This window comes from Bradyrhizobium sp. CCBAU 11386, from assembly GCF_028128955.1.
Lineage (GTDB): Bacteria > Pseudomonadota > Alphaproteobacteria > Rhizobiales > Xanthobacteraceae > Bradyrhizobium.
This window is the reverse complement of record NZ_LBKA01000257.1, coordinates 199,963-224,051: the sequence shown is the minus strand read 5'-3', so window position 1 is coordinate 224,051 and position 24,089 is coordinate 199,963. Positions and strand designations below refer to the sequence as shown.

General features: G+C 64.6%; 25 protein-coding genes. 16 read left to right on the top strand and 9 right to left on the bottom strand.

What is annotated here, in order from left to right:
* The first annotated feature begins 6 nt into the window (after nt 1-6).
* The 5 genes from XI09_RS39215 (at nt 7) to XI09_RS39195 (ending at nt 4,797) form a co-directional block, all read left to right on the top strand.
* On the top strand, nt 7-765 hold the full coding sequence (locus tag XI09_RS39215; protein ID WP_271571682.1) for an ATP-binding cassette domain-containing protein: 759 nt from the start codon (nt 7-9) through the stop codon (nt 763-765).
* Nucleotides 765-1,847 (top strand): ABC transporter permease, encoded by a 1,083-nt coding sequence (locus XI09_RS39210; protein WP_271571681.1) that lies wholly within the window; start codon nt 765-767, stop codon nt 1,845-1,847. The genes XI09_RS39215 and XI09_RS39210 overlap by 1 nt, the downstream gene beginning before the upstream one ends.
* A gap of 94 nt (nt 1,848-1,941) precedes the next feature.
* Nucleotides 1,942-2,874, top strand: coding sequence for a sugar-binding protein (locus XI09_RS39205; protein ID WP_271571680.1), 933 nt, complete (start codon nt 1,942-1,944; stop codon nt 2,872-2,874).
* Nucleotides 2,875-2,967: 93 nt separating this feature from the next.
* The gene (locus XI09_RS39200) at nt 2,968-3,945 is read left to right on the top strand and encodes an aldo/keto reductase (protein ID WP_271571679.1); all 978 of its coding nucleotides are present in this window, start codon (nt 2,968-2,970) and stop codon (nt 3,943-3,945) included.
* A gap of 3 nt (nt 3,946-3,948) precedes the next feature.
* On the top strand, nt 3,949-4,797 hold the full coding sequence (locus XI09_RS39195) for an amidohydrolase family protein (RefSeq protein WP_271571678.1): 849 nt from the start codon (nt 3,949-3,951) through the stop codon (nt 4,795-4,797).
* Nucleotides 4,798-5,016: 219 nt separating this feature from the next.
* Here the strand turns inward: XI09_RS39195 and XI09_RS39190 are convergent, their stop codons facing one another.
* The 3 genes from XI09_RS39190 to XI09_RS39180 all read right to left on the bottom strand — a co-directional run bounded on the left by XI09_RS39190 (nt 5,017) and on the right by XI09_RS39180 (nt 6,945).
* On the bottom strand, nt 5,017-5,382 hold the full coding sequence (locus XI09_RS39190; protein WP_271571677.1) for a nuclear transport factor 2 family protein: 366 nt from the start codon (nt 5,380-5,382) through the stop codon (nt 5,017-5,019).
* Between the two features lie 156 nt (nt 5,383-5,538).
* Nucleotides 5,539-5,889, bottom strand: coding sequence for a RidA family protein (locus XI09_RS39185; protein ID WP_027575148.1), 351 nt, complete (start codon nt 5,887-5,889; stop codon nt 5,539-5,541).
* Between the two features lie 132 nt (nt 5,890-6,021).
* Nucleotides 6,022-6,945: an alpha/beta hydrolase family esterase gene (locus tag XI09_RS39180; protein ID WP_271571709.1), complete on the bottom strand. Its 924-nt coding sequence runs from the start codon at nt 6,943-6,945 to the stop codon at nt 6,022-6,024.
* 213 nt (nt 6,946-7,158) lie between these two features.
* Between XI09_RS39180 and XI09_RS39175 the strand changes: the two genes are divergently transcribed.
* The 3 genes from XI09_RS39175 to XI09_RS39165 all read left to right on the top strand — a co-directional run bounded on the left by XI09_RS39175 (nt 7,159) and on the right by XI09_RS39165 (nt 11,133).
* Nucleotides 7,159-8,163 carry a PAS domain-containing protein gene (locus XI09_RS39175; RefSeq protein WP_271571676.1) on the top strand — a complete coding sequence of 335 codons (1,005 nt, stop codon included), beginning with the start codon at nt 7,159-7,161 and terminating at the stop codon, nt 8,161-8,163.
* 514 nt (nt 8,164-8,677) lie between these two features.
* On the top strand, nt 8,678-10,786 hold the full coding sequence (locus tag XI09_RS39170; protein WP_271571675.1) for a HAMP domain-containing methyl-accepting chemotaxis protein: 2,109 nt from the start codon (nt 8,678-8,680) through the stop codon (nt 10,784-10,786).
* Nucleotides 10,787-10,830: 44 nt separating this feature from the next.
* Nucleotides 10,831-11,133 carry a hypothetical protein gene (locus XI09_RS39165; protein ID WP_271571674.1) on the top strand — a complete coding sequence of 101 codons (303 nt, stop codon included), beginning with the start codon at nt 10,831-10,833 and terminating at the stop codon, nt 11,131-11,133.
* Between the two features lie 37 nt (nt 11,134-11,170).
* Here XI09_RS39165 and XI09_RS39160 read toward each other — a convergent pair whose 3' ends face one another.
* Complete coding sequence (locus XI09_RS39160) at nt 11,171-12,829, bottom strand: FAD-binding dehydrogenase (RefSeq protein ID WP_271571673.1); 1,659 nt, start codon at nt 12,827-12,829, stop codon at nt 11,171-11,173.
* Between the two features lie 250 nt (nt 12,830-13,079).
* On the opposite strand from XI09_RS39160, the gene XI09_RS39155 reads away from it, so the two are divergent.
* The 5 genes from XI09_RS39155 (at nt 13,080) to XI09_RS39135 (ending at nt 17,436) form a co-directional block, all read left to right on the top strand.
* Nucleotides 13,080-13,601, top strand: a complete 522-nt coding sequence (locus XI09_RS39155) for a hypothetical protein (RefSeq protein WP_271571672.1) — start codon at nt 13,080-13,082, stop codon at nt 13,599-13,601.
* A 109-nt stretch (nt 13,602-13,710) separates the two neighbouring features.
* Nucleotides 13,711-13,908 carry a hypothetical protein gene (locus XI09_RS39150; protein WP_271571671.1) on the top strand — a complete coding sequence of 66 codons (198 nt, stop codon included), beginning with the start codon at nt 13,711-13,713 and terminating at the stop codon, nt 13,906-13,908.
* Nucleotides 13,909-13,931: 23 nt separating this feature from the next.
* Nucleotides 13,932-14,522 carry an SCO family protein gene (locus XI09_RS39145; protein WP_271571670.1) on the top strand — a complete coding sequence of 197 codons (591 nt, stop codon included), beginning with the start codon at nt 13,932-13,934 and terminating at the stop codon, nt 14,520-14,522.
* 151 nt (nt 14,523-14,673) lie between these two features.
* Nucleotides 14,674-15,609, top strand: a complete 936-nt coding sequence (locus XI09_RS39140; protein WP_135176211.1) for a transporter substrate-binding domain-containing protein — start codon at nt 14,674-14,676, stop codon at nt 15,607-15,609.
* A gap of 183 nt (nt 15,610-15,792) precedes the next feature.
* Complete coding sequence (locus tag XI09_RS39135; protein ID WP_271571669.1) at nt 15,793-17,436, top strand: lysine--tRNA ligase; 1,644 nt, start codon at nt 15,793-15,795, stop codon at nt 17,434-17,436.
* 20 nt (nt 17,437-17,456) lie between these two features.
* Here XI09_RS39135 and XI09_RS39130 read toward each other — a convergent pair whose 3' ends face one another.
* Together XI09_RS39130 and XI09_RS39125 are read right to left on the bottom strand one after the other, a co-directional pair.
* Entirely contained in the window at nt 17,457-17,942 is a 486-nt protein-coding gene (locus tag XI09_RS39130; protein WP_092186402.1) for a cupin domain-containing protein, read from the bottom strand.
* Nucleotides 17,943-18,052: 110 nt separating this feature from the next.
* On the bottom strand, nt 18,053-18,823 hold the full coding sequence (locus XI09_RS39125; protein ID WP_271571668.1) for an AraC family transcriptional regulator: 771 nt from the start codon (nt 18,821-18,823) through the stop codon (nt 18,053-18,055).
* Between the two features lie 214 nt (nt 18,824-19,037).
* On the opposite strand from XI09_RS39125, the gene XI09_RS39120 reads away from it, so the two are divergent.
* Nucleotides 19,038-19,388, top strand: coding sequence for an antibiotic biosynthesis monooxygenase family protein (locus tag XI09_RS39120; RefSeq protein ID WP_271571667.1), 351 nt, complete (start codon nt 19,038-19,040; stop codon nt 19,386-19,388).
* Here the strand turns inward: XI09_RS39120 and XI09_RS39115 are convergent.
* Together XI09_RS39115 and XI09_RS39110 are read right to left on the bottom strand one after the other, a co-directional pair.
* Nucleotides 19,367-20,119, bottom strand: a complete 753-nt coding sequence (locus tag XI09_RS39115) for a carbonic anhydrase (protein WP_271571708.1) — start codon at nt 20,117-20,119, stop codon at nt 19,367-19,369. The genes XI09_RS39120 and XI09_RS39115 overlap by 22 nt on opposite strands.
* A 91-nt stretch (nt 20,120-20,210) precedes the next feature.
* Nucleotides 20,211-20,864, bottom strand: coding sequence for a S24 family peptidase (locus XI09_RS39110; protein ID WP_271571666.1), 654 nt, complete (start codon nt 20,862-20,864; stop codon nt 20,211-20,213).
* 304 nt (nt 20,865-21,168) lie between these two features.
* On the opposite strand from XI09_RS39110, the gene XI09_RS39105 reads away from it, so the two are divergent.
* Together XI09_RS39105 and XI09_RS39100 are read left to right on the top strand one after the other, a co-directional pair.
* Nucleotides 21,169-21,513 (top strand): DUF952 domain-containing protein, encoded by a 345-nt coding sequence (locus tag XI09_RS39105; RefSeq protein WP_271571665.1) that lies wholly within the window; start codon nt 21,169-21,171, stop codon nt 21,511-21,513.
* Nucleotides 21,510-22,607, top strand: a complete 1,098-nt coding sequence (locus tag XI09_RS39100) for a quinone-dependent dihydroorotate dehydrogenase (RefSeq protein WP_271571664.1) — start codon at nt 21,510-21,512, stop codon at nt 22,605-22,607. Before XI09_RS39105 ends, XI09_RS39100 begins: the two co-directional genes overlap by 4 nt.
* Before the next feature lie 155 nt (nt 22,608-22,762).
* Here the strand turns inward: XI09_RS39100 and XI09_RS39095 are convergent, their stop codons facing one another.
* A complete protein-coding gene (locus XI09_RS39095) occupies nt 22,763-24,088 on the bottom strand; it encodes an MATE family efflux transporter (RefSeq protein ID WP_271571663.1) in 1,326 nt (441 codons plus the stop codon).
* Between the last annotated feature and the right edge of the window lies 1 nt (nt 24,089).

The window sequence follows — 24,089 nt, the reverse complement described above, 5'->3', positions numbered from 1 at the left end:
CTGCTGATGGCAAGTGCTGACCCAACGCCAGTTCTCGAACTCACCGGCATCGGCAAGGAGTTCGGCGCAATCCGCGCACTGCATGACGTCGAAATGCATGTCCTTCCCGGCGAAGTGGTCGGCCTGATGGGCGACAACGGCGCCGGCAAGTCGACGCTGGTCAAGATCATCGCCGGCAATTTCCGCCCCAGCCATGGTGAGATCCGCTTTGCCGGCAGCGCGGTCCATTTCAATCGGCCGATCGATGCCCGCACGGTCGGCATCGAGGTGGTCTATCAGGATCTTGCACTGGCCGACAATCTGACCGCGGCCGCCAACGTGTTTCTCGGCCGCGAGCTGAAGCGCAAGTTTGGCCCGCTTGCCTTGCTCGACCACAAGGCGATGGCGGCGCGTGCGCTGGAATTGTTCGGCGAGCTGCGATCGGAAACGCGGCCCGACGATCTCGTCAAGCAGATGTCGGGCGGCCAGCGCCAGGCGGTCGCGATCGCGCGGACGCGGCTCTCAAATGCGAGGCTGGTGATGATGGACGAGCCGACCGCTGCGATCTCGGTCCGCCAGGTCGAGCAGGTGCTGAGCCTGATTCACCGGTTGAAGGAGCAAGGCGTCGCCGTGATGCTGATCTCGCACCGCATGCCCGACGTGTTCGCGGTGTGCGACCGCGTGATCGTCATGCGCCGCGGCGAGAAGCGCGCCGACAAGGCGATCCATACGACGTCCCCCGAGGAAGTCACCGCCCTCATCACCGGCGCGAAGGAGGCGGCGTAATGGCCATGCAGTTGGAATCCCCGGTCAGCTTCTCGAATGTCGGCAAGATCAAATGGTGGCGGCGTGGCATCTTCGCCTCCCAGACCGGATACGTCCTGCTAGCGCTCCTGGTGCTGATGGTCGTGATGCATTTTGCCAGCCCCTATTTCTTCACCCAGGGCAATATGCAGAACGTGGCGAAGAACTTTTCCTTTATCGCCATTGCCACCCTGGGCGTCACCTTCGTCATCATTACCGGCGGTATCGATCTCTCAGTCGGCTCGCTGATGTGCTTCTCCGCCATGATCACATCGATGGTCATGTCGGGCCTCTCGACGCCAGGCATGCCCGGCGCGTCGCTGTTCGTGCACCTCGCGGCCGACGGCAAGACCGTGGTAGCGAACCTGCCGGGCCTGATCCTGGTCGTCTCGATCGTCGCGGGCCTCGCGGTCGCGTTTCTCGTCGGGCTCGTCAACGGCTTCTGCATCGCGGTGCTCGGGCTGTCGCCCTTCGTCACCACGCTCGGCATGCTCTCGATTGTGCGCGGCCTCGGTTATGTCGTCTCCAACGGCCGCGGCAGCTTTCCGGGCGGGCCGGACGCCGATTACTTCTATGCGCTCACCTCGGGTGACGTGCTTGGCGTGCCTGCGCCCTTCATCTATCTCGTGATCCTCGCTCTCGTCATGGCCGTGGCCCTGCACCACAGCGCCTTCGGCCGTCATGTCTTCGCGCTCGGCGGCAACGAGAAGGCGGCGGAACTCACCGGCATCCCTGTCGTGCGGGTCAAGATCGAGGTCTATGTGATTTGCGCGCTCGCCGCAGGCCTCCAGGGCATCATCATCTCCGGCTGGCTCGGATCGGCACCCGCCAACATGGCGACCTCCTACGAGCTCAACGTGATCGCGGCGGCCGTCATCGGCGGTGCCAACCTTGCCGGCGGCATCGGCGGCCCGTTAGGGGCCATCGTCGGCTGCGTGCTGCTGGAGGTGATCCGCAACGGTCTCGTGCTGGCACAGGTCAGCTCCTATTGGCAGCAGACGCTGGTTGGCGTGATCATCATCCTGGCCGTGCTGGTCGATCGTATCCGCTCGCGCATGACTTAACGAGTTAATCCGGAAGGACAACGAAAGATCGTCTATCCGCCTGCCGGACCATCACATCACAAATGGATAGGCACCAAAGTGTGGAGGGAAAGTAATGAAGAAGCTTCTGTTGGCCGGCGTGACCATCGCGATGATGGCGACCCCGGCATTTGCCCAGACCTACAAGTTCGCCATCGTGCCCAAGGCGATGAACAATCCGTTCTTCGACGTGGCGCGCGACGGCTGCCTGAAGCGAGCCAAGGAACTCGGCAACGTTGAGTGCATCTACAAGGGACCGGTCGAACACGAACCGGCGACGCAGGCGCAGATCATCCAGGACTTCGTCACGCAGAAGGTGGATGGGCTCGCGATCTCGGTTGCCGACGTCGCGGCCATGACCAAGTCGATCGAGGCAGCAACGGCGGCCGGCATTCCCGTCATCACCTTCGATGCGGACGCGCCGGGCTCCAAGCGCATCGCCTATATCGGCACCAACAACAAGGACTTCGGTCTGGCGCTCGGCAAGCAATTGGCTCAGCTCAAGCCCGAAGGCGGCAAGTATGCGATCATATCCGGCGGTCCCGGCGCGAAGAACCTTGCCGAGCGTGTCGACGGCGTCCGTGAGTCGCTCAAGGGAACGAAGTGGGTCGAGGTGCAGGGCTCTCCGACCTTCTGTAACGACGATCCCGCGCTCGCGATCCAGCAGATGGCCGATTTGCGCACGGCGACGCCGGATCTCGGCGCCATCGTGCCGATCGGCGGCTGGCCGATGTTTGCACCCGAAGGTTACAAGGCCTTCGTCAACAAGAACAAGAAGGACATCGACGCCGGCAAGTTCACACTCGTCGTCGCCGATACGCTGAAGATGCAGCTTGAGCTGCTGCGCGACGGCTACTCCAACGCGCTCACCGGCCAGCGCCCGTTCGAAATGGGCGAGAAGTCGATGGACACGCTGCTCGCGATCAAGAAGGGCGAGAAGGTGCCAGAGATCATCTATACCGGCCTCGATCTCGTGACGAAGGATAACGTTGCGCAGATGCTGAAGTAGGAGCGCCACCAGCCCCGCGTTCCTGCGTGCCTCTCCCGCTTGCGGTTTCCGCAAGCGGGAGAGATGATTTGGACTGCCGGAAGGAAATTTGGAATGAAACGGTCGCGGCTCGGCCCCCTTGATGTCACCTCAATCGGCCTCGGCTCCGCCCCGCTCGGCGGATTGTTCACCCCCGTCAGCGATGCCGATGCGCAAGCGACGCTCGAACGGGGTTGGTCGGCCGGCATCCGCTTCTACGACACCGCGCCGCTCTACGGTTTTGGCCTCGCCGAACGTCGGCTCGGCGCATTCCTGCGGCAACAGCCGCGCGACTCCTACGTCATCTCGACCAAGGTCGGCCGCCTGCTGCGCGCGCCCGATGGCGCTGCCGCCGAGGACGATCATTACAAGAGCGGTCAGCGCGAGCGGCCGGTGTTCGACTTCTCTCATGACGGGGTGATGCGCTCGGTCGAGGAGAGCCTGCTGCGCCTCGGGCTCGACCGCGTCGATGTCCTGCTCGTGCATGATCCCGACGATCATTACGACGACGCCGTTGCCGGCGCCTTCCGCGCGCTCCAGCGCCTGCGCGCGGAGGGCACGGTCAAGGCGATCGGCGCCGGCATGAACCAGTCGGAGATGCTGGCCCGTTTTGCCGAAACCGTGCCGGTGGACTGCTTCCTGCTCGCCGGCCGCTACACGCTGCTCGACCAGGGCGCGCTGGATGCGCTGTTTCCGGTCTGTCAGGCCAAGAACATCGGCATCCTGCTCGGCGGCATCTACAACAGCGGCATTCTGGCCACCCCCCGCACCGGCGCGAAGTTCAACTATGAGGATGCCGACGCGGCGCTGGTCGCGCGGGCGCTCGAGCTCGACGAGCTCTGCCGCAAGCACGGCACCGAGCTGAAGGCTGCCGCGCTCCAGTTCTGCATGGCCCATCCGGCCGTGACGGTCGCCGTGCTGGGCGCGCGCAATGCCGGCGAGGTCGCCGACAACATCGCGATGTCGCAGGCGCCGGTGCCGCCGGCCTTCTGGCAGGAGCTGCGTGCGCGGAAACTCGTCGACGCGCGGTCGCCGCTGCCGGGTGGAGCGTGAGCCATGATCATCGACGCCCACCAGCATTTCTGGGATCCGGCGCGTGCCGACTATCCCTGGATGGACGCGCCAGAACTCGCGCCGATCCGCCGCGCCTTCGGGCCTGCCGATCTTGCGCCGCTGTTGAAAGCGAATGGCATCGACGCGAGCATCGTGGTGCAGTGCCGCTCCGCGCTGGAGGAGACTGAGGAATTTTTGCGCATCGCGCATGCAACGCCCTCTGTCGTCGGCGTGGTCGGCTGGGTCGATCTGACCGATGGCGCGCTTGGTGATACGCTCGACCGGCTGCGCGCCGCGCCGGGCGGCGACAAGCTGGTCGGACTCCGCCACCAGGTCCACGACGAGGCCGATCCCGACTGGCTGCTCCGCGAGGACGTCCAGCGCGGGCTCACCGCATTGTTTGTCCGCGATCTCACTTACGATGTCCTCGTCCGCACCCGCGAATTGCCGGCGGCGATCGCAACCGCGCAGGCCTTTCCCAACGCGCGCTTCGTGCTCGACCATGCCGCCAAGCCGCCGATCGCTTCTGGCGGAAGCGCCGAATGGGCTGATCGCATCAAAGCGCTCGCCGCTTGCGGCAATGTCTGGTGCAAGATCTCCGGGCTCGCGACGGAAGCGAAGTGGAATGATTGGGATGCGGAGCGGCTGTTTCCGTTCGTCCAGCACGCCGCAAATTGCTTCGGTGAGGATCGCCTGATCTTCGGCTCCGACTGGCCGGTGTGCCTGCTTGCGGGCAGCTACGGCGAGATCAAGGGCGCGCTGGAGGCGTGTCTGGTGAAGCTAGGGCCGGGCGTGCGGGACAAGGCGTTCGGGGTGAATGCTAAGGCTGCGTATCGGTTGATGGCTGCATAGGCCAAGTACGCGCCCAACCAAAGGTGTCGTCCCGGCCGAGTGCGCAATTGCGCACGGGGGCCGGGACCCATACCGCGTGATCTCTCGGGTTGCCCGAGGCAGGAGTACCGAACGACGGATCTTCGCCAAACCACTCCCTGGGGTTATGGGTCCCGGCCCCCCGTGCGCAATTGCGCACTAGGCCGGGACGACGACGGAGTTTGAGGGAACGCTCGTGGCTCACGCGCCCGCGGGCACCTGGTCCAAGAATCCCGTTACGCTCCTGATGCGGCCGTCCTTCAGCACGGCGAAATCGGTGCCCTTGATCGGGCTGTCGACGCCGTCAGGGCCAAGGCCCCAGCTGAAGCGTAGATGATCGCCGTAGCCGTTGGGCTCGCCGATCAGCTTGAACTTGAAATCGGGAAAGCGCTGTTGCACGCCCGCGATCAGCGCGTCGATGCCGTCCTGGCCGTCGCCCTTCATCAGCGGATCGACATAGCTCGCATCCGCCGCCCAGTTCTGGCTGAGCAGTTCGCGCCGGCGGCTTGTCGTGCGCTCGTTCCAGAGCTCGATGTAGCGGCGGGCAATGGTGACGTGGTCGGTCATGGTGCTCTCCTTCGATGAGGCCGTATCCGGCTGCTCGTCACTATCGAAGGTTCGCGCGCGTTGATCGATTACCTCCGAGGTCATCGGCGTGCGAAAAAAATGAAGCGCGATGATGGTCTCATCGCGCTTCATTGGCATGCGACTGGTTCGCGAAGATCACTTCGCGGCCGTGACCATGATCTCGACGGTGTATTGCGGCGCCGCCAGCTTGGCTTCGACGGTGGCGCGGGCCGGGGTGTTGCCGGGGGAGACCCAGGCGTCCCACACCGCATTCATCTCGCCAAACGTCTTCATGTCGGTGATGTAGATCGTGGCCGAGAGCAGCTTCGACTTGTCGGTGCCGGCCTTGGCGAGATGGCCGTCGATCGTCGCCAGGATGTCCTGGGTCTGCTTCGTCACGCTTTCGCCGGCGGCCTTGTTGGCGACGACACCGGCGAGATAGACGGTATTGCCGTGCACGACGACCTGGCTCATGCGCGGGCCAGTTTCAAAACGCTGAATGCTCATTTGGGATCTCCTGGTGGAATGGCGGCCCTGTCTAGCGCAGCCCCCCGCGCTCAGCCACCCCAGGCACGCATGCGTTGCCAGGCACGCATGCGTTGCCGGGCACGCATGCGTTGCCGGCGTTGCACGCATTCCCTAAGGAAACTGACTGAAGAACGTCCAGATCGTCTCGGCGCCGTCGATGTCGCCGTTCTGTGACCCGAGCAGGCTGGTTGCGACCTTGGGGAAGCGGGCATCCGGAGCGAAGCCGGGCATGCGATGGCCGCCATGGTTGACTCGATAGAGCACGACGTCGTGCCCCCTGGGACAGCGTGAGGAGATCCGCGTGACCGTGGACTGGTCTGCGGGTGCCCTGTCGGGCATTTCGGTCACGTTGGCGTCACCGGTCTCGCAGCCGTTGAGCTTGCGCCAGAAGGCAAACGTCTCTTCGGTCGACCAGAATCCGTCTGCGGCAAAATAGCTCGATCCGCGTCCGCCCTCGTAGGGCACCAGCGGGTCGGCCGTGCCGTTCATCATCAGCATCGGCAGCGGCCGCGACGGATGGCACGTGACTGCGGCTTCGTCGGTGAGGTTCATGATCACGCTCGCACCTGCCGTAAACAGATCGGCGCGGGCGCAAGCAAGCGTCATTGCCATGGCGCCGCCATTGGAGATGCCGGCGACATAGACGCGGCCAGGGTCGGCCGTGCCGTTCGCCACCAGTTTCTCGACGAGCTTCGCGATGAAGGCGACGTCGTCGGTGCCTTCGGGCGGGCCACGGAGCGCAGGTCCCGCCTTCGTCCTCGCATCGGCCCAGGCATGGTTGAGCCCGTCCGGAAAGACCACCGCAAAACCTTCGCGCTTTGCGACCTGGGGCCACGCCGTCCGCGCGACCATGTCGGCGCCGCGCTGGGTCTTGCCGTGCAGCACGACCACCAGCGGCACAAGTCGCTTGGCCGGCAGTTGCACGGTGTAGGACCGCATCACGCCGTTGACGTCGATGGTGTCGGCCCATGCAGGAGAGAAGCAGCAGATCGCCGCCAGCCAGAACGGGGCAACGTGCAAGGCGGGTCGTATCATCCAGGCCATGATCGGCACCATCACACCTGTAGCGTTTAGCCGCTTCGACGCTCGTAACCAAGTTCAAGATCTCAGAGCGACCTTCAACTGCATGTACATACCCGCCGGATTGCATAAATATCTGTAGCAATCGCGAATTGAGCTGCGCCAGCGAGCGGAACTGAGATAGACTGCAATTGGGAGTTGGGACTAATTTTCACGACGGGGGCTGAATTGCGCCACCTGGAAAAATACCTCGACCCTTCGGATATACTTCGTTTTTTTGAAGAAAAATTTGAGGCTGGCGTCTGGCGCTGCGATGCCGAAGGCCGGATGCAATGGTCGCGTGGCTTCTACAGTCTGCTGGGCCTCGATCCACATGCCGTCGCGCCCAGCTATGCTGAGATCGAGAAACGAATTCATCCGGAGGATCGCCGGCCGCAGCGCGATCCGCGCGAATTGGCCTTCGACCGATCTCTGCTCGACGGCGAGTTTCGTATCATCCGGCCGAATCGCGCACTGCGCTGGATCCGTATCCAGTCCGAGACATTTCTGAACCCCGCCGGCGAGCCGGAATGTGTGCTCGGCGTCGCGATCGACACCACCGAACAACGCAGATCGCTGCAGCCTCTCAAGATAGAGGCGGGTCGCTACGCAGCGCTGTCGCAGCTCGCAGGCGGATTGCTGTGGGTCGGCAGTCAGGACGGCCGGATCACCGCGCTCTTGAATGAGGAGAACAACCCGGACGCGCACCGATTCTTCGGCAAGGGCTGGGTCGATCTGCTGCCCGAAGAGGAGCGCGAAGCGGCCTTGCGGATCTGGGCGGCTGCCGCCGAAACGGGGCAGCCCTACGACGTCGAGCATCGGCTGCGCCAGTCCGATGGCTCTTACCGCTGGTATCATTGCAGGGCTGTGCCGGTCACGGATGCGGATGGCAGCATTCGGGAGTGGTTGGGAATCTCCACGGATGTGCACCAGGAGCGACTCTCGGTCCAACACGCAGCGACGTCGAGGTTGACGGGTGCGCAATTGCGCGCGGCCCGCGGCATGCTGAACTGGTCGGTGAAACAGCTCGCCGCGCGAACCGGGATTTCTGCTGCCGTGATTCGTCGGCTTGAGGAGCAGCACGGTCTCTTGCGACTGCCCGACGAGACATTGACGACTCTTTGCGACACGCTCTCGTCTGCGGGCATCGAGTTCATCTTCGGAGCGGGGAAGCCTGGCGTGAGGCCAAGATAATCGCCAAGGGCCAATCGTAGCCGCCATCGATTTTTTGCGCAGATCGAAGTGCGATCGGGTCCGCTTTGACCAGTCTTGGCGTTGGTGCATCGTTCTGTCGATTGAGAGGCAAAAAGATCCTGGCAAGGCCTCGCACTTTGATTCCGGCAGCAAAAGTAGCGAACAATTTTTGCGCGTTGAGAGGACCTCGCGGACAAATTTTTCTTAATGTCGCAATAAGCAATTTTGGCCATCGTGGGCGAACACGTCAAAGTCTGAATCGGCATGGCGTGAAACTGATGGTAGTGGCGGGGTAATGGGGCGCTGCATCATCGCCGCGATTGCTGAAGCGGCGCGCTTCGATCTATCCGGGATCGTTGCCGACCGGGCGCGCCAATGCTGCCGCGCTCGGAATGGTGGGGTATCGCCTGATCAGGTCATTTCAAACGATCGTATCCGTCTGCGGCATCGTCCGTGCGGGGATTTTCATGCGACGTCTTAGGCCCTAGCGGCCATAGCTTTGGGGTGTTTGCCAATGTCTTCTTATTTCAAACTTCGTATCGGTAGCCGGTTGATCGCCGGATTTGCTGCAGTCTGCGCCATCATCGCGCTTTCCGCCGGCTACACCATGTTCGAGGTCGGGCGCATCTCAACGACGGTCAATCGCATGACGAACCTGCGCACGCCGGTCGCGCTGGCGAGCACCGAGCTGATCGGCAATCTCTATTCCACGCTCGCAACCCTGCGCGGCTATTTGCTGAGCGGGAATCCGCAAGGCAAGCTCGATCGCGTGTCGATGTGGAAGGAGATGGATAGGACAGCAGCCGCGTTCGACGAGCAGGCGGCGCAATTCACCAATCCCGAGAACAGGCAAAAGTGGGAGCAAGCCAAGCTGCTGCTTGCTGAATTTCGCGCGGCGCAGGACAAGGCGGAAGCGATCGCTTTCACCCCTGATGCCTATCCCGCGACCAAGCTCATGGTCAGCGAGACCGGCCCGCGTGCAGACGAGATCTTCTCCGAGATCACGAAGATGATCGATCAGGAGGAGATACAGGAAGCCACGCCGGAACGGAAGAAATTGCTCAAGGCGATGGCCGATACGCGGGGCAATTTTGCCGCTGCCACGGCCCTGCTCCGGATGTACCTGCTCTCGGGCGAAAAGACCGACAAGGAAAAATTCGTCAAGCCGTGGGAGGCCTTTGAGAAAGGCTATGCCGGGGTCAATGCTCGAAAGGACCTGCTCACTGCCTCGCAACAGGCTTCCTTCGACAAGATCGCAAAGGCGAAAAGCGAGTTCGCGCCCCTCTATGAAAAGATCTTCGCGCTTCGCGCGTCCCAGGACTGGAATGCGCCGGTTTACCTGCTGGTGACCGAAGCCGCGCCGCGCGCGGCAAGGATTCTCGACTTGCTCGACGGGCCCAAGGGCGTCGATGGCACTCGCTCGGGAGGCATCAAGTCCAATCAGAAAAGGATGCTTATCGAGGAGACCCGGGACGTGCAGGAGAGCATCTCGCTGCTGAAGATGGTCCTGTGGACCCTGTTGGCCGCGGGAGTCGGCCTCGGCGGGACAATCGCATTGTTCACGTCCCGCTCGATCGCCGCCCCGATCCGGGGAATGACCTTTGCCATGGGCAAGCTGGCCGGCGGCGACACCTCCACGGCGATCCCCTGCGTGGGCCGTACCGATGAGGTCGGCGAGATGGCCAATGCCGTCCAGGTGTTCAAAGAAAACATGATCGAAGCCGATCGTCTGCGCGCCGAGCAGGCACAGATGGCGGCTCGTGCGGCCGCCCAGCGTAAGGCCGACATGGACAGGCTTGCCGGTCAGTTCGAGGACGCGGTCGGCGACATCGTGAAGACGCTGTCGTCCTCATCGACCGAGCTTGAAGCTGCCGCCCGGACCCTCAGCAACACCGCGGAGAACACCCAGGAGCTCTCGAGCGTCGTCTCTGCCGCGTCCGAGGAAGCATCGACCAACGTTCAATCGGTGGCCTCCGCCACCGAAGAGATGAGTTCGTCGGTGACCGAAATCAGCCGCCAGGTGCAGGACGCAGCCAGAATTGCCGGAGCGGCGGTGGAGCAGGCGCAGAGGACCAATGATCGGGTCAACAAGCTGTCGCAGGCGGCCACCCGCATCGGCGACGTCGTCGAACTCATCAACACGATCGCGGGGCAGACCAATCTGCTCGCTCTGAATGCCACGATCGAAGCGGCGCGAGCCGGCGAAGCGGGGCGCGGCTTTGCCGTGGTTGCGTCCGAGGTCAAGGCGCTGGCCGAGCAAACAGCGAAGGCGACCGGAGAGATTGGTCACCAGATTTCGGACATTCAGGCCGCCACCCAGGAGTCGGTTGTCGCGATCAAGGAGATCAGCGGAACAATCGGCAGGATATCGGAGATTTCATCCGCGATCGCCTCGGCAGTCGAAGAGCAAGGAGCGGCCACGCAGGAGATTGCCCGCAACATCCAGCAGGCGGCGCAGGGCACCGACCAGGTCGCCGCCAACATCAGCGATGTGAAGCACGGGGCAGCGGAGACTGGCTCCGCTTCAACCCAGGTGCTTGCCTCGGCGCAAATGCTGTCAAAGGACAGCGCGCGATTGCACTCCGAGGTCGAGCGGTTCTTGACCACGGTGCGCGCGGCCTGACCGGGAGAGACGAGCACCCTGCTGTTACCGCATGAGGGAACGCTATGGCCGATCAAATCACGCAAGAATCGCTCGCGGGCGCGGTCGATTGCGTCATCGCGTTCCCGCTCAGCCAAACCAGCCTGGTCGCCGACACCAGAAGAGGCTGCAAGTCGCTGCAACAAAGCATCGCGACGATGCAGCAATGTCTCAGGGCGCTCGGCGATTTTCTCCGAAATATCGATGACAGGCCGGAGGCCGAGAGACTTCGAGCACGCATGGCCGAGCTGAACGAGCTGTTGTCTCTGCGGCTCGATCAGCTCTCTCTGACCGAACGCTTGTTGCAGGAGATGCTTCGCCGCGGCTGATGCGGCTCGGTCGCCGCGCTCCCGCCTGCCTCGCCGGTCACCCCACCGCCTTCGCCGCCGCGCGGCCCGCATTGCGGCCCGAGAACAGGCAGCCGCCGAGGAAGGTGCCTTCGAGGGAGCGATAGCCGTGCACGCCGCCGCCGCCGAAGCCCGCGGCTTCGCCGACCGCGTAGAGGCCGGGAATGACGCTGCCCTCGCTGCCGAACACGCGCGAGTCGAGATCGGTCTCGAAGCCGCCGAGCGTCTTGCGGGTGAGGATGTTGAGCTTGACCGCGATCAGCGGTCCGTGTGCGGGATCGAGGATGCGGTGCGGGGAGGCGGTGCGGATCAGCTTGTCGCCGATATAGCGGCGCGCATTGTGGATGTTCATCACCTGCGCATCCTTGACGTAGGGATTGGCGATCTCGCGGTCGCGCGCCTCGATCTGCATCTTGATGTGCTCGAGCCTGAGGAGGTCGCTGCCGGCGAGCCTGTTCATGGCCGCGACGAGATCGTCGATCTTGTCGCGCACGATGAAGTCGACACCATGGCTTTTGAATGCTTCCACCGGCGCCGGCGCGCCCTTGTTGGTGGCGCGGCGCAGCGTCATGCGCCAGCTCTTGCCGGTGAGGTCAGGATTCTGCTCCGAACCCGACAGCGCGAACTCCTTCTTGATGATGCTCTGGGTCAGGATGAACCAGGAATAATCATAGCCCGTCGACATGATGTATTTGAGCTGGCCGAGCGTATCGGAGCCGGGGAACAGCGGCGCCGGCAGCCGCGTGCCCGTGGCGTCGAACCACATGGACGAGGGCCCCGGCAGGATGCGGATGCCGTGGCGCGGCCAGATCGGTGACCAGTTCTGGATGCCCTCGACATAATGCCACATGCGGTCGCGGTTGATCAGCCGCGCACCCGCCTTCTCCGTGATGCCGATCATGCGACCGTCAACATGTTCGGGCACGCCGGAGATCATGAATTTTGGCGGCTCGCCGAGCCGCTTGGGCCAGTTCTGCCGCACCAGCTCGTGATTGCCGCCGATGCCGCCGGAGGCGACGATCACGGCCTGCGCCTTCAGGGCAAACTCCCCGATGACATTGCGCGAGGAACTCTTGCCGCGCTCGACATCGTCAGGCGCGAGAACGGCGCCGCTGACGCCATCCACCGTGCCATTGGTGATGGACAATGCGTCGACGCGGTGGCGGAATTTGAAGCTCAAGCGGCCGCTCTTCATCGCCTCGCGCGCGCGGCGCTCGAACGGCTCGACGATGCCGGGCCCGGTTCCCCAGGTGACGTGGAAGCGCGGCACCGAATTGCCGTGGCCCATCGCGTCATAGCCGCCACGCTCGGCCCAGCCGACCACGGGGAAGATGCGATGCCCCATCGCGCGCAGCCAGTCGCGCTTCTCGCCGGCCGCGAACGCCACATAGGCCTCGGCCCATTTGCGCGGCCAGTGATCCTCGTCGCGGTCGAAACCGGCGGTTCCGAGCCAGTCCTGCATCGCAAGCTCGAAGGAATCCTTGATGCCGAGCCGGCGCTGCTCCGGCGAATCGACCAGGAATAGCCCGCCGAACGACCAGAACGCCTGGCCGCCGAGCGACTGCTCGCCTTCCTGGTCGACCACGATCACACGCTTGCCCGCGTCCGCGATCTCGGTTGCGGCCACGAGGCCCGATAGTCCGGCGCCGACAACGATGACGTCTGTCTGTTCAGCCATAAGTTCCCCCCCTGTAGTTGCCCGGATTGAAGCCAGCGGTTGTAACTGAGATCAAGGGTGTGGCGCGTAAGACATCATTAACTTGTTCCACCTTGGGATAGAGCCCGGCCGAGTGCAGCGCGGACGCAACACTGGATTTGAATTTGTCTTGAGCGAGCCGGCCTGCCTAGACAAAACCTTGGTTACGACGGACGCTAGCGGTGCATCACCACCTGACACGCAGATTCGAATTCGACTGGGGCGGGGGACAATGAAGTTTCTGACGGGGTTGCTGGCGGCGGTTGTGCTGATCGCTTGCATGGGGGCTTCTCACGCGGTGGTCCGGATCGCGGATGACCGCGGCGGCCGGATCGGAACCTACGTCGACAAATATCAGGACCTGCGGCAATCCGGCGAAACCGTCATCATCGACGGCCTCTGCGCCTCCGCCTGCACCATCGTCCTCGGCGCCATCCCGCACGACCGCATCTGCGTGACCTCGAGCGCGACGCTGGGGTTCCACGCCGCCTGGGATTTCGGCGTCAATGGCCGCGCCGTCACCAATTCCGAAGCAACCCAGATGCTCTATGCGATGTACCCCTCGCAGGTGAGGCGCTGGATCAACCAGCGCGGCGGCCTGACCCCGCACATGCTTTTCCTGAGGGGCAAGCAGCTTCAGGCCATGTACAAGCCCTGCTACATGGACGCACAGGCCTCGGCGATCAAGCCGACGCGCCGGTCTCTCCCGCAATCGGAGCAGCTCGAGTCCGCGCGGGGCCAGCTCCTGCACTGACATCCACGGCACGACGGGTTTGTTTCAGCCCGCCTGCGGCGCCTTGCCCGCAGGCGGGCTGAAGCTTATCTGAAACCCGGGAACCGGGGCCTTCGCCCCGATCATTGTCATGGCTCAACCAGTGCACCCGGCCCATCCGTTACAGGACAATTCGCCCACTGCCGGCCAGACGCCGTCTGTGCTGCTGTTGGCAGGCACAGGTGTCGGCGGCCTGGTCGTGGTGATCGGCGCGCTGGCGCTGTGGTTCCACTACGGCACCCAGGTGTTCTTCGAAATGATCAGGACCGGCTTCATTGCCTGCTTCTGACCCCCGACAGGAAGTCTTCCGCCATGAGCTCCGCCGCCCGCCCGCTGGTGATCGCGACCGCCTTCGCCGCAAGCCTTGTCGTCGGGCTGCTGATCATGTTCTGGGCTATGGGCGGGGTCGGCAAGGTGGCGCAGCCGGCAGCGATCGGCGGCCCGTTCCAGCTCACCGACCAGAACGGCAAGGCCGTCACCGACAAGAGCCTCAAGGGCAAGCCGACCCTGATCTTCTTCGGCTACACCCATTGCCCCGACGTCTGCCCGACCTCGCTGTTCGAGATCTCGGAAGTGCTGCGCGCGATGGGCAAGGACGCCGACAAGGTCAACGCCATCTTCATCTCGGTCGACCCCGAGCGGGACACGCCGGCGGCGATGAAGGACTATCTGTCGAGCTTCGATCCGCATCTCGCGGGCCTCAGCGGCGATCCCGCCGAGACCGCCAAGGTGATCACCTCCTACCGGGTCTACGCCAAGAAGGTCCCGACCAAGGACGGCGACTACACCATGGACCACACCGCGCTGATCTATCTGATGGACCGCGACGGCCGCTTCGTCTCGCCGTTCAACCTGAAGCGGACGCCGGAAGAGGCCGCGGTCGAGCTGAAGCGGTATCTCTAGGGCTTAGTTTCGGCGCCGCTGCTTCCACATCGTCATGGCCGGGCTTGACCCGGCCGCCTGACCTTCACCGTGCCTGCAATCGGCGCTCGCGTTCCCGGGCGGATCGTCTATAAGGCCTCCGATCCCAACGAAATTCGTTCATTTCCGGCCGATGGCTCCATCGCAACAGGCGAAATCGTCCAAATCTGCCCGTGGCTTGCTGACAGGGCTGGCCGTCGGTGCCTGCCTGTTCGCAGCCCTGCCCGGCGCGAAGGCGCAGGCCCCGGCCAAGCAGCCACCGGCGGCGCCTCAGGCCACCCCGCAGGTGGCGCCCCAGGCGGCCCCGCAGGCGGTGCCCGGCTTCTGGGACCCGCGGCGGCGGCCGGAGCGGCCGGACCTGTCGCGCCTGACTGTGATCCGCTTCTTGACCGAGACCGACTATCCGCCGTTCAACTACACCGGCGCCGACGGCAATCCGGCCGGCTTCAACGTCGATCTGGCCCGCGCGCTCTGCGAGGAGATCAAGGTCACCTGCACGGTGCAGATGCGCCGCTTCGAGACGCTGGTCGACGCGCTCACCTCGAACCGGGGCGATGCCATCATCGCCTCGATGGCGGTGAGCCCGCAGCTCCGTGCCCGCGTCGACTTCTCCGATCCCTATTACCGCGTGCCGGCGCGCTTCGCCTCGCGCAAGGATGCGGTGATGCCGGAGATCCGCCCGGAATATCTCGAGGGCAAGAAGGTGGGCGTGATCGGCGGCTCCGCGCATGAGGCCTATCTCAAGGCGATGTTCACCGACGCCGAGCTGCACCCCTATCCCAACGACGACGCGATGCGCGCCGCACTTCGCAAGGGCGAGGTCGACTTCATCTTCGGCGACGCCATCTCGCTCGCCTTCTGGATCAACGGCACGGATTCCGGCGATTGCTGCGCCTTCTCCGGCGGCCCCTTCGTCGAGAGCCGCTTCTTCGGCGAGGGCATCGGCATCGCCGTGCGCAAGGGCAACGACGTGCTGCGCCAGGCCCTCAACTGGGCCCTGTTCCGCGTCTGGGAAAAAGGCCGCTACACCGATCTGTGGCTGCGGTATTTTTCGGTGAGCCCGTTTTAGCCGCGTCGCTGCTCCCTCCGCCGTCATTGCGAGGAGCCCTTGCGACGAAGCAATCCAGACTGTTTCCGCAGTGACAGTCTGGATTGCTTCGCTTCGCTCGCAATGACGGTGCGAGAGGCAATACCGCCCACAAAATTGCATTCTGCCCGGAAATCGCTATTTTCCGCGGCCCGGAGGCCCCTGATGTCCGTTATCGATCTTGCCGCGAACCCGAGCGACCTGCGTGCGCTCGCCGAACAATCCAACGCCTGGCCGTTCGAGCAGGCGAAGGCCATTGTCGCGCGGCTGAAGAAAAGCCCGAAGGACGAGGTGCTGTTCGAGACCGGCTATGGCCCCTCGGGCCTGCCGCATATCGGCACGTTCGGCGAGGTCGCGCGCACCTCGATGGTGCGCCATGCCTTCCGCGTGCTCACCGAGGACAAGATCAAGACGCGCCTGCTGGCCTTCTCCGACGACATGGACGGGTTTCGGAAAGTGCCCGACAACGTCCCCAACAAGGAGATGCTGGCTGCGCATCTCGGCAAGCCGCTGACGCGCGTGCCGGATCCGTTCTCCAACGAGTACCCGTCGTTCGGGCACCACAACAACGCGCGCCTGCGCGCCTTTCTCGATCATTTCAGCTTCGACTACGAGTTCGCGAGCTCGACCGACTATTATACGTCCGGCCGTTTCGACGCGACGCTGCTGAAGATGCTTGCCGCCTATGACAAGGTGATGGCGATCATCCTGCCGACGCTGGGGCCGGACCGCCGCGCGACCTATTCGCCGTTCCTGCCCATCAGCAAGACCACCGGAATCGTGCTCCAGGTGCCGATGATCCGCCGCGACGTCGCGGCCGGCACCGTGACCTATGTCGATCCCGACAGCGGCGAAGAGGTCGAGACGCCCGTCACCGGCGGCAACGTCAAGTGCCAGTGGAAGGCCGACTGGGCGATGCGCTGGGTCGCGCTCGGCGTCGACTATGAGATGGCCGGCAAGGACCTGATCGATTCCGTGAAGCTGTCGGGCGCGATCGCCAGGGCGCTCGGCGCCACGCCGCCCGAGGGCTTCAACTACGAGCTCTTCCTCGACGAGAAGGGCCAGAAGATCTCGAAGTCGAAGGGCAACGGCCTCACCATCGACGAATGGCTGCGCTATGCCTCGCCGGAATCGCTGTCACTGTTCATGTATCGCGAGCCCAAGGCGGCCAAGCGGCTGTATTTCGACGTCATCCCGCGCAATGTCGACGACTACCAGCAGTTCATCGACGGCTTCGCCAAGCAGGATGGCAAGCAGCAGCTCGGCAATCCGGTCTGGCACATCCACAACGGCAATCCGCCGAAGGGCGACATGCCCGTCACCTTCCAGCTCCTCTTGACGCTGGTGTCGTCGTCGAACGCTGAGAACGCCGAGACTCTGTGGGGCTTCATCGGCCGCTATCGCCCCGGCGTGAGCCCGCAGACGCATCCCAAGCTGGATGCGATGGTCGGCTACGCCATCAACTATTATCGCGACTTCGTGGCCCCGACGAAGCAGTTCCGCGACCCCACCGACGGCGAGCGCGCTGCATTGCAGGATCTGCGCGATGCGCTGTCGCAGCTTCCGCAGGAATCCTCGGCCGAGGAGATCCAGAACGTCGTCTACGAGATCGGCCGCCGCGAGCCGTTCCTCGACCAGGTCAAGAAGGGCAAGGACGGCCGTCCGGGCGTGACGCTCGACTGGTTCAACATGCTCTACCAGGTGCTGCTCGGACAGGAGAAGGGCCCGCGCTTCGGCTCCTTCGTCGCGGTGTACGGCGTGCAGAACGCGGTCAACATGATCGACGGCGCGCTGGCGCGGAGCGCGTAAGCAGGTGTAGAGGCGCAGCCCTAAAGCGGCTCGCCCGCCTTGGTCGTGAATTTGTAGACGCCATCTGGCCCGAGCACGGCGTGCATGTCGACGTCGGGATAGCTGATCACGTCGTCCGGTGTGCGGTCGCCGATCACGAGCAGCCTGACGTCGCGCGTGGTGCGATTGACGAAGCGGTGCGCATCGCCGCTGCCCGCGGGGAAGCCGGCGCACATTCCCGTCGTCAGCACCTGCGCGCCGGAATTGGTCTCGAGCACCACTTCGCCCTCGATCACGAAGACGAACTCGTCCTGGCGCGAATGCGCGTGACGGTACGAGGATTGCCCGCCCGGAATGATCCGGGTCAGGTTGACGCCGAAATTCTTCAGCCCCGCATGCTCGCCGAGCCGGCGGTTGTAGCGCATCTGGTTGGCGGCCCGGTGCAGCTGCGGATAGCTGGTGAAATTGCTCTCGCCGACGTCCTCCGGATCGAAAGCGGGGAGTCTTGGTTTCGCCGGTGTGGTCATTTCGCTTTCTCGGTCAGGCCAGGAATCGGCACGGCGCCCGCCGCGCAGAACCTCTGGAGTATCGCAGTAGGGCGCGTGTTCCCCGGCAGTATTGGCCGAAATTGCGGCCGTCAGCCCGCCCGCGCGGCCCGCGCAAACTGCAGGGGCGTGATGCCGTAGCAGCGCCTGAAATGCTTGTTGAGTGCGGCCTGGTCGCAGAATCCCGCCGCCAGCGCGCTGTCGGCCAGCGAATGGCCGCGCCTCAAGAAACGGCAGGCCGCGTTGAGCCTGATGTGAACGAGATAGGCGTGCGGGGTGAGGCCAACCGTGCGCTTGAACAGCCCGATCAGCTGGAAACTGGTGAGGCCTGCGAGGCCCGCAAGCTGGTCCAGGCTCAGATTTTCGGCATGGCGCTCCCGCATCAGGGCGATCAACCGCGTCACGACGGCGTCGCGGCCGACAGGGATTTTGGTGCGGCGTCCGTCACCGTAGCGCTCGAACAGACGGCCGAAGGCATCGGCGACGAGCTCATCGGCCAAAAGGTCGTCCTGTTCGGTTTCCAGCACCCGGTGCAGCCGGTCGAAGCGCCCGATCAGATCGTCGTCGTCGAGCATGCTTTCCTGGAGATGGGGCAGGGTGTTCGTGCTGAAGCGCCGCGCGAGGTCGTCGATTGCAGGCCACGCGAGATAGAAGGCGCGATAGCGCCATCGTCCGCTATCGCCCATCCGTGCCGACTGCCGCTCGTCCGGATTGGAGACGAACAGCGTGGCGGCGCCGACTTTTCGCACGACATTGCGGTTGCGGATTTCGGCGCCGCCGGACTCCGTCACCGCGATCACATAGGCATCATGGGTGTGCGAACCGTAGTCGTGGTGACGGAAATCGGCGCGCAGCAGGCTCATGCCGGGAATCCGGCGGCTGTGCCAATAGCTCGTGTGGTTGCCAGTGTGCCGCCGCGCCATCGTCGGTCCGTGTGCTCCGTCTCTCGCACATCATGACGCGACGGGCGGTCCTGGACGAGAGGCAAAATCGGGATGGGAGCGTTGCCGCAATTTCGGCCAATACGGCGCCGGGGGTGTTCCGCAAGACTCGACCTTGCAAGTTCCGGAGAGAAAGATGATCGCTCGCATCTGGCGTGCGGCGGCCACGCGCGACAAGGCCGCCCTTTATCAGCATCACTTTGCAACCCGGGTGGTGCCGCACCTCCAGGCCATCGACGGCTTCGCCGGCGCCTCGCTGCTTCGCCGCGACGTCGAGGGCGGCACCGAAGTGCTGGCGCTGACGCTGTGGCAGGATCTCGACAGCATCGGCGCCTTCACGGGGCCAGATCCGGGCAAAGCCATCGTCGATCCCGACGCGCAGGCCGTGCTGACGAGCTTCGATGCCGCGGCCGCCAACTACGAGGTCGTTGTGGAGGCCGGACCGGACATCGGAAGCGCTGCCGATCAGATCGAGCGCAGCACGTAGCGGCGGTTGTCCTTCTGCACCGGGCGCGCGTTCATCGGATAGAGCTTTGCGAAGGCGGCGACGTCGGCGGCCGCGACCTGGATCGGGGTGGTCAGCAGCAGCCATTCGACCACTTCCGAGCAGGGCGGCGTCGTCAGCGAACCGGGATAGCGGAAGTAGCTGAGCTTCAACGGCAGCATGGCGTGAGGATCGATGCTCGCATCGGCCTTCACCGCGGGGCCTTCCGCCGCGGGCATGGTCTTGACGATCTTGCCGAAGGCTGCGTTCGGCTTGCCCTCGGCCATCAGCACGCCGACCACGGCGAGACCGCCGGCATCGTTGCGATGGACGAAATGCGCCTCCATCGGAAAGTTCTTGCCGCCGATCATGTGCTCGCTCGGCCGGTGGAAGTGGACCTGGAGCAGCTTGTACTTGACGTCGCCGAGCATCAAGGTGCTGCCTTCGGCGAAGTTGAGCTGGATTGTGTGCCCGTTGTTGACGATGGTGTCGGCGCTCTTGCCCCAGTTCAGCTTCAGCATCGGCAATTGCGACTTGATCGTCGCCTCGATGTCGATCGGCGATTGTTGCAGGCCGACCGCGCAGGCCTTGTTGGCCGCGTCGAGATCGCCCCAATTGGCAGGAGCACCCGCGCCTTCATAGCTCCAATGCACGCCTTCGGCGGCGAAGGCTGGCTTGCAGACCGGGCAAAGCGCGAGACCCGCCAGGGCCTTCAATGCGTGACGGCGATTCATCATATTCCCCCTGACATGAATTGGGCTGGCAATTATCGGCACAACCTAGGCGAGGGCCGCGGTGAGTCGCAACGGCGATCGCGCCGCGAACCTATTGCCGCGCCCACACGATTCGCGCGATCCAGCCGACGTCGCTCACCGTCATCGTCCGCTCGGCTTGCGAGGCATCGAGCGGCTGCAATTCCACCGCCTTTGCCGTGCGGCGCTTCAAGGTTGCGATCGTCATCTCACCCGCCTTGGTCTTCACCACCACGCGATCGCCCTTGCGGATCGGCGCGCCCGGCGAGACCAGGATGATGTCGCCGGCGCGATAGGTCGGCGCCAGCGCATCGCCGGAAATCTCCAGCGCAAAAGTGTGGCTGTCCTCGGCGGTGGGAAGCGCGATTTCTGTCCAGCCCTTGCCGGACGGAAGGCCGGCCTCGTCGAAAGCGCCGCTCGCGCCGGCCTGTGCGAAGCCGAGCAGCGGCACCGAGCGGCTGTCGCCTGCGTCGTCGTCGATCAGTCTTGCAAAGGTGTCGATCGAGGCGCCGGTCGCTGTCAGCGCTTTCGCGATCGATTCGGTCGAGGGCCAGCGCTTGCGGCCGTCCGAGGTGATGCGCTTGGACCTGTTGAAAGTGGTGGGGTCGAGCCCGGCCCGCTTGGCAAGGCCCGACGGAGACAGCCCGGCGCGCGCCGCCAGCCGATCCAGCGCGACCCAGATCTGGTCGTGAGTCAGTATCCTCTGCGCTTTGGCCTGCCTGACCATGGAAGGTCCAGCCCGTCGCAACTCAGGAAAACTGTCCTCAAATCAACCGGTTTTCCGATTTTCGCGCAAGAGGCGGCGGGGGAAGCGTTTTCAAGCGAAGGTGGATGCCGGTTCGCGTCAAGAAAGCGCGTCAAAACAATAATTTAGACCCCGTTCCGATTTCATCGGAACGGAATAGGCTCTAAGTCTTGAGTTCGGAAGGGGCCGCCTTTACGGTCGCGCCGGGTTTTGAGACCCGCAAGAGACGAAAAGCCCCAAGAGACTCAAAGAGCTGACTCAAAGGGCAAACAGGGCTCCACATCAGGTGGTCAAGATCTACAAAATCTGTCCGGCCTCGGCCTGGCGCGAGGCGGAACGGCAGGGCGTGTACCGCGGCAGCGCGGACGACGCGCGCGACGGTTTCATCCATTTCTCGACGGCCGCCCAGGTTCCCGAGACCTTGCGCAAGCATTATTTCGGGCAGCGCGCGCTGTTCCTGGTCGAGGTCGACGGCGATGCGCTCGGCAGCGAATTGCGCTGGGAGCGCTCGCGCAATGACGAGCTGTTTCCGCATCTCTATGGCGAGCTCGATTTCGGCGCGGTCATCTCGGTGGCGAGCCTCAACATGCGCTCGGACGGCGGCCACGACGTGCCGGAGCTTGCCCCGTGATCCGCGCTTTCGATGCTCTTTCGCTGCCGGTGCTGCGCTGGCTCGATCCGGAGGATGCGCATCGCCTGGCGATCCAGGGCCTGCGCTTCCTGCCGCCGGTCAAGCCGCGCGCTGACGATCCCAAGCTCGCGGTGCGCGCCTTCGGGCTCAACTTTCCCAATCCGATCGGCATGGCCGCGGGCTTCGACAAGAGCGCGGAGGTGCCGGATGCGCTGCTGCGCCTCGGCTTCGGCTTCGTCGAGATCGGCTCGGTGACGCCGAAGCCGCAAAGCGGCAATCCGCGGCCGCGGCTGTTCCGGCTCGAGCGCGACGAGGCCGTCATCAACCGCATGGGCTTCAACAATGACGGCGCGGATGTCGCGCTACGCCGGCTCGCCGCGCGCGCGCAGCACGGCGGCATAGTCGGCGTCAATATCGGCGCCAACAAGGATTCGCCGGACCGCGTCGCGGATTACGTCAAGCTGATCGAGGCCTTTGCGCCGGTCGCCAGCTATTTCACGATCAACGTCTCCTCGCCGAACACGCCGGGCCTGCGCAATCTGCAGGAAGGCGCGCTGCTCGACGACCTCCTCGCAAGGGTGATCGACGCGCGCGAGCGGGTGCGCCAGAAGGCCGGCGACACGCCGGTGCTGCTGAAGATCGCACCGGATTTGAGCCTTGCCCAGCTCGACGACGTCGTGCAGGTCGCGCGCTCGCGCCGGGTCGACGGCATGATCGTGTCGAACACGACGATCGCGCGGCCGAGCACGCTGCGCGAGCAGATGCGGGCGAAGGAGCAGGGCGGCCTGTCGGGCCGGCCGCTGTTCCGCCTGTCGACGCGCATGGTCGCCGAGACCTATGTGCGCGTCGAAGGCGCGTTCCCGCTGGTCGGCGTCGGCGGCGTCGATTCCGGCGGCGCCGCGCTGACGAAAATCCGCGCCGGCGCGAGCCTGATCCAGCTCTATTCGTCGCTGGTCTACAAGGGCCTCGGCCTTGTCGAGGAGATCAAGCGCGACCTCACCTCGACCTTGCTGCGCACGGGCCGGGATTCGCTCTCCGACATCGTCGGCGCGGATGCCGCGACGCTGACGGCGGAAGACTGGCCGGGGATGTAAAGCAGTCTCGTGCCCCGGATGCAGCGCAGCGCGCCCCTGGCGATGCGAAGCATCGTCCAGATAGGCGTGGTGCGCTGCTGATCCGGGCCTACTGCCGCCGGGTCCCGGCTCTGCGTCGCGTCATTTCATGCCGCGCCGCGTCCGGGACACGATCGTCAGGATTTCGGAAACGTCGCCCCATACAGCGCCGGGTAACGCGCGCCCTGCAAGCCGCCGCGGGCGACATAGAACGCGATTAGCGCGCACCATAGCCCGGCATTGCCGAGGGATTGCAGCGCCCACCAGGTGATGAGGAAGATCGCCAGCGAGGCCAGCATGAGATTGCGCATCTCGCGCGCCCAGGTCGCGCCGACATAGATGCCGTCGAAGCCGAAGGCGAACACGCCCGGCACGGGCGCCAGCACGATGAACGGCAGGAAGTCGCGCGCGGCACGCCGGACGTCTTCGCTCGCGGTCATGACATTGATCAGCGCCGTTCCGAACAGCGCGAACAGCACCGCGACCACCAGCGCGAATCCGAGCCCCCACGCGAGCACCAGCCGGGTCGAATCCGAAAAACCTCTTGCATCGCGTGCGCCAAAGGTGCGGCCGCAGAGCTGCTGGGCCGCGTTGGCAAGGCCGTCGAGGAAGAACGCGCTGACCAGCAGGAAATTGTTGAGCACGGAGTTCGCGGCCAGCGTGACGTCGCCGGCGCGCGCGCCCTTGGCGGTGAAGAACAGGAACACGGCGATCAGCGCCGCGGTGCGGATCATGATGTCGGAGTTCACCGCCAGCATCCGCATCAGCTTGGCCCGGTCGAACAACGTGGCGCGGGGAATGGCAAAGCCGCCGTCCGCATGGCGGCGGCAGACGATCACGCCGAGCACGAAGCCGACCGTCTCCGAGAGCAGCGCGGCGATCGCAGCGCCGGCAATGCCGGTGTCGTAGACCAGCACGAGCAGGATCGTCGCCACCATGTTGATGAGGTTGATGACGATCTGAAGCAGCAGCGCCGGATTGGCGCGGGCCTGTCCCACCAGCCAGCCGAGGATGACGTAGTTGGCGAAGGCCAGCGGCGACGACCAGACTCTGATCATGAAATAGGTCTTGGCGGCGCGCGTGACGCCCTCGCTGCCGCCCATCAGGTCGAACAGGGCGGCCGCCAGCGGCAGCTGCAGCGCGATCAGCGCAGCCCCGATCAGGCCCGCGACGATGAAGCCGCGCATCAGGATCGCGGTCAGCTCGCGCGTCTCGCCGGCGCCCAGGGCCTGCGCGGTGAAGGCGAGCGTGCTCATGCGCAGGAAGCCGAACAGCCAGAACAGGCAGTCGAAGATGACGGAGGCCATCGCCACGCCGCCGAGCAGCGTGGCATCGTCCAGCCGCCCGATCGCCGTGGTCGAGACCACGCCGATCAGCGGCGTGGTGAGGTTCGCGACCATCGCCGGACCCGCGATGGCGAAGACCTGGCGGGATCCGATCTTGAGGGGAACGGGCGCGTGCATG

What these genes read in the sequence shown, in the direction of transcription:
- XI09_RS39215 (WP_271571682.1), top strand. Translation starts at nt 7, where the DNA reads ATGGCAAGTGCTGACCCAACGCCAGTTCTCGAACTCACCGGCATCGGC.
- XI09_RS39210 (WP_271571681.1), top strand. Translation starts at nt 765, where the DNA reads ATGGCCATGCAGTTGGAATCCCCGGTCAGCTTCTCGAATGTCGGCAAG.
- XI09_RS39205 (WP_271571680.1), top strand. Translation starts at nt 1,942, where the DNA reads ATGAAGAAGCTTCTGTTGGCCGGCGTGACCATCGCGATGATGGCGACC.
- XI09_RS39200 (WP_271571679.1), top strand. Translation starts at nt 2,968, where the DNA reads ATGAAACGGTCGCGGCTCGGCCCCCTTGATGTCACCTCAATCGGCCTC.
- XI09_RS39195 (WP_271571678.1), top strand. Translation starts at nt 3,949, where the DNA reads ATGATCATCGACGCCCACCAGCATTTCTGGGATCCGGCGCGTGCCGAC.
- XI09_RS39190 (WP_271571677.1), bottom strand. Translation starts at nt 5,382, where the DNA reads ATGACCGACCACGTCACCATTGCCCGCCGCTACATCGAGCTCTGGAAC.
- XI09_RS39185 (WP_027575148.1), bottom strand. Translation starts at nt 5,889, where the DNA reads ATGAGCATTCAGCGTTTTGAAACTGGCCCGCGCATGAGCCAGGTCGTC.
- XI09_RS39180 (WP_271571709.1), bottom strand. Translation starts at nt 6,945, where the DNA reads ATGATACGACCCGCCTTGCACGTTGCCCCGTTCTGGCTGGCGGCGATC.
- XI09_RS39170 (WP_271571675.1), top strand. Translation starts at nt 8,678, where the DNA reads ATGTCTTCTTATTTCAAACTTCGTATCGGTAGCCGGTTGATCGCCGGA.
- XI09_RS39165 (WP_271571674.1), top strand. Translation starts at nt 10,831, where the DNA reads ATGGCCGATCAAATCACGCAAGAATCGCTCGCGGGCGCGGTCGATTGC.
- XI09_RS39160 (WP_271571673.1), bottom strand. Translation starts at nt 12,829, where the DNA reads ATGGCTGAACAGACAGACGTCATCGTTGTCGGCGCCGGACTATCGGGC.
- XI09_RS39155 (WP_271571672.1), top strand. Translation starts at nt 13,080, where the DNA reads ATGAAGTTTCTGACGGGGTTGCTGGCGGCGGTTGTGCTGATCGCTTGC.
- XI09_RS39150 (WP_271571671.1), top strand. Translation starts at nt 13,711, where the DNA reads ATGGCTCAACCAGTGCACCCGGCCCATCCGTTACAGGACAATTCGCCC.
- XI09_RS39145 (WP_271571670.1), top strand. Translation starts at nt 13,932, where the DNA reads ATGAGCTCCGCCGCCCGCCCGCTGGTGATCGCGACCGCCTTCGCCGCA.
- XI09_RS39140 (WP_135176211.1), top strand. Translation starts at nt 14,674, where the DNA reads ATGGCTCCATCGCAACAGGCGAAATCGTCCAAATCTGCCCGTGGCTTG.
- XI09_RS39135 (WP_271571669.1), top strand. Translation starts at nt 15,793, where the DNA reads ATGTCCGTTATCGATCTTGCCGCGAACCCGAGCGACCTGCGTGCGCTC.
- XI09_RS39130 (WP_092186402.1), bottom strand. Translation starts at nt 17,942, where the DNA reads ATGACCACACCGGCGAAACCAAGACTCCCCGCTTTCGATCCGGAGGAC.
- XI09_RS39125 (WP_271571668.1), bottom strand. Translation starts at nt 18,823, where the DNA reads ATGAGCCTGCTGCGCGCCGATTTCCGTCACCACGACTACGGTTCGCAC.
- XI09_RS39120 (WP_271571667.1), top strand. Translation starts at nt 19,038, where the DNA reads ATGATCGCTCGCATCTGGCGTGCGGCGGCCACGCGCGACAAGGCCGCC.
- XI09_RS39115 (WP_271571708.1), bottom strand. Translation starts at nt 20,119, where the DNA reads ATGAATCGCCGTCACGCATTGAAGGCCCTGGCGGGTCTCGCGCTTTGC.
- XI09_RS39110 (WP_271571666.1), bottom strand. Translation starts at nt 20,864, where the DNA reads ATGGTCAGGCAGGCCAAAGCGCAGAGGATACTGACTCACGACCAGATC.
- XI09_RS39095 (WP_271571663.1), bottom strand. Translation starts at nt 24,088, where the DNA reads ATGCACGCGCCCGTTCCCCTCAAGATCGGATCCCGCCAGGTCTTCGCC.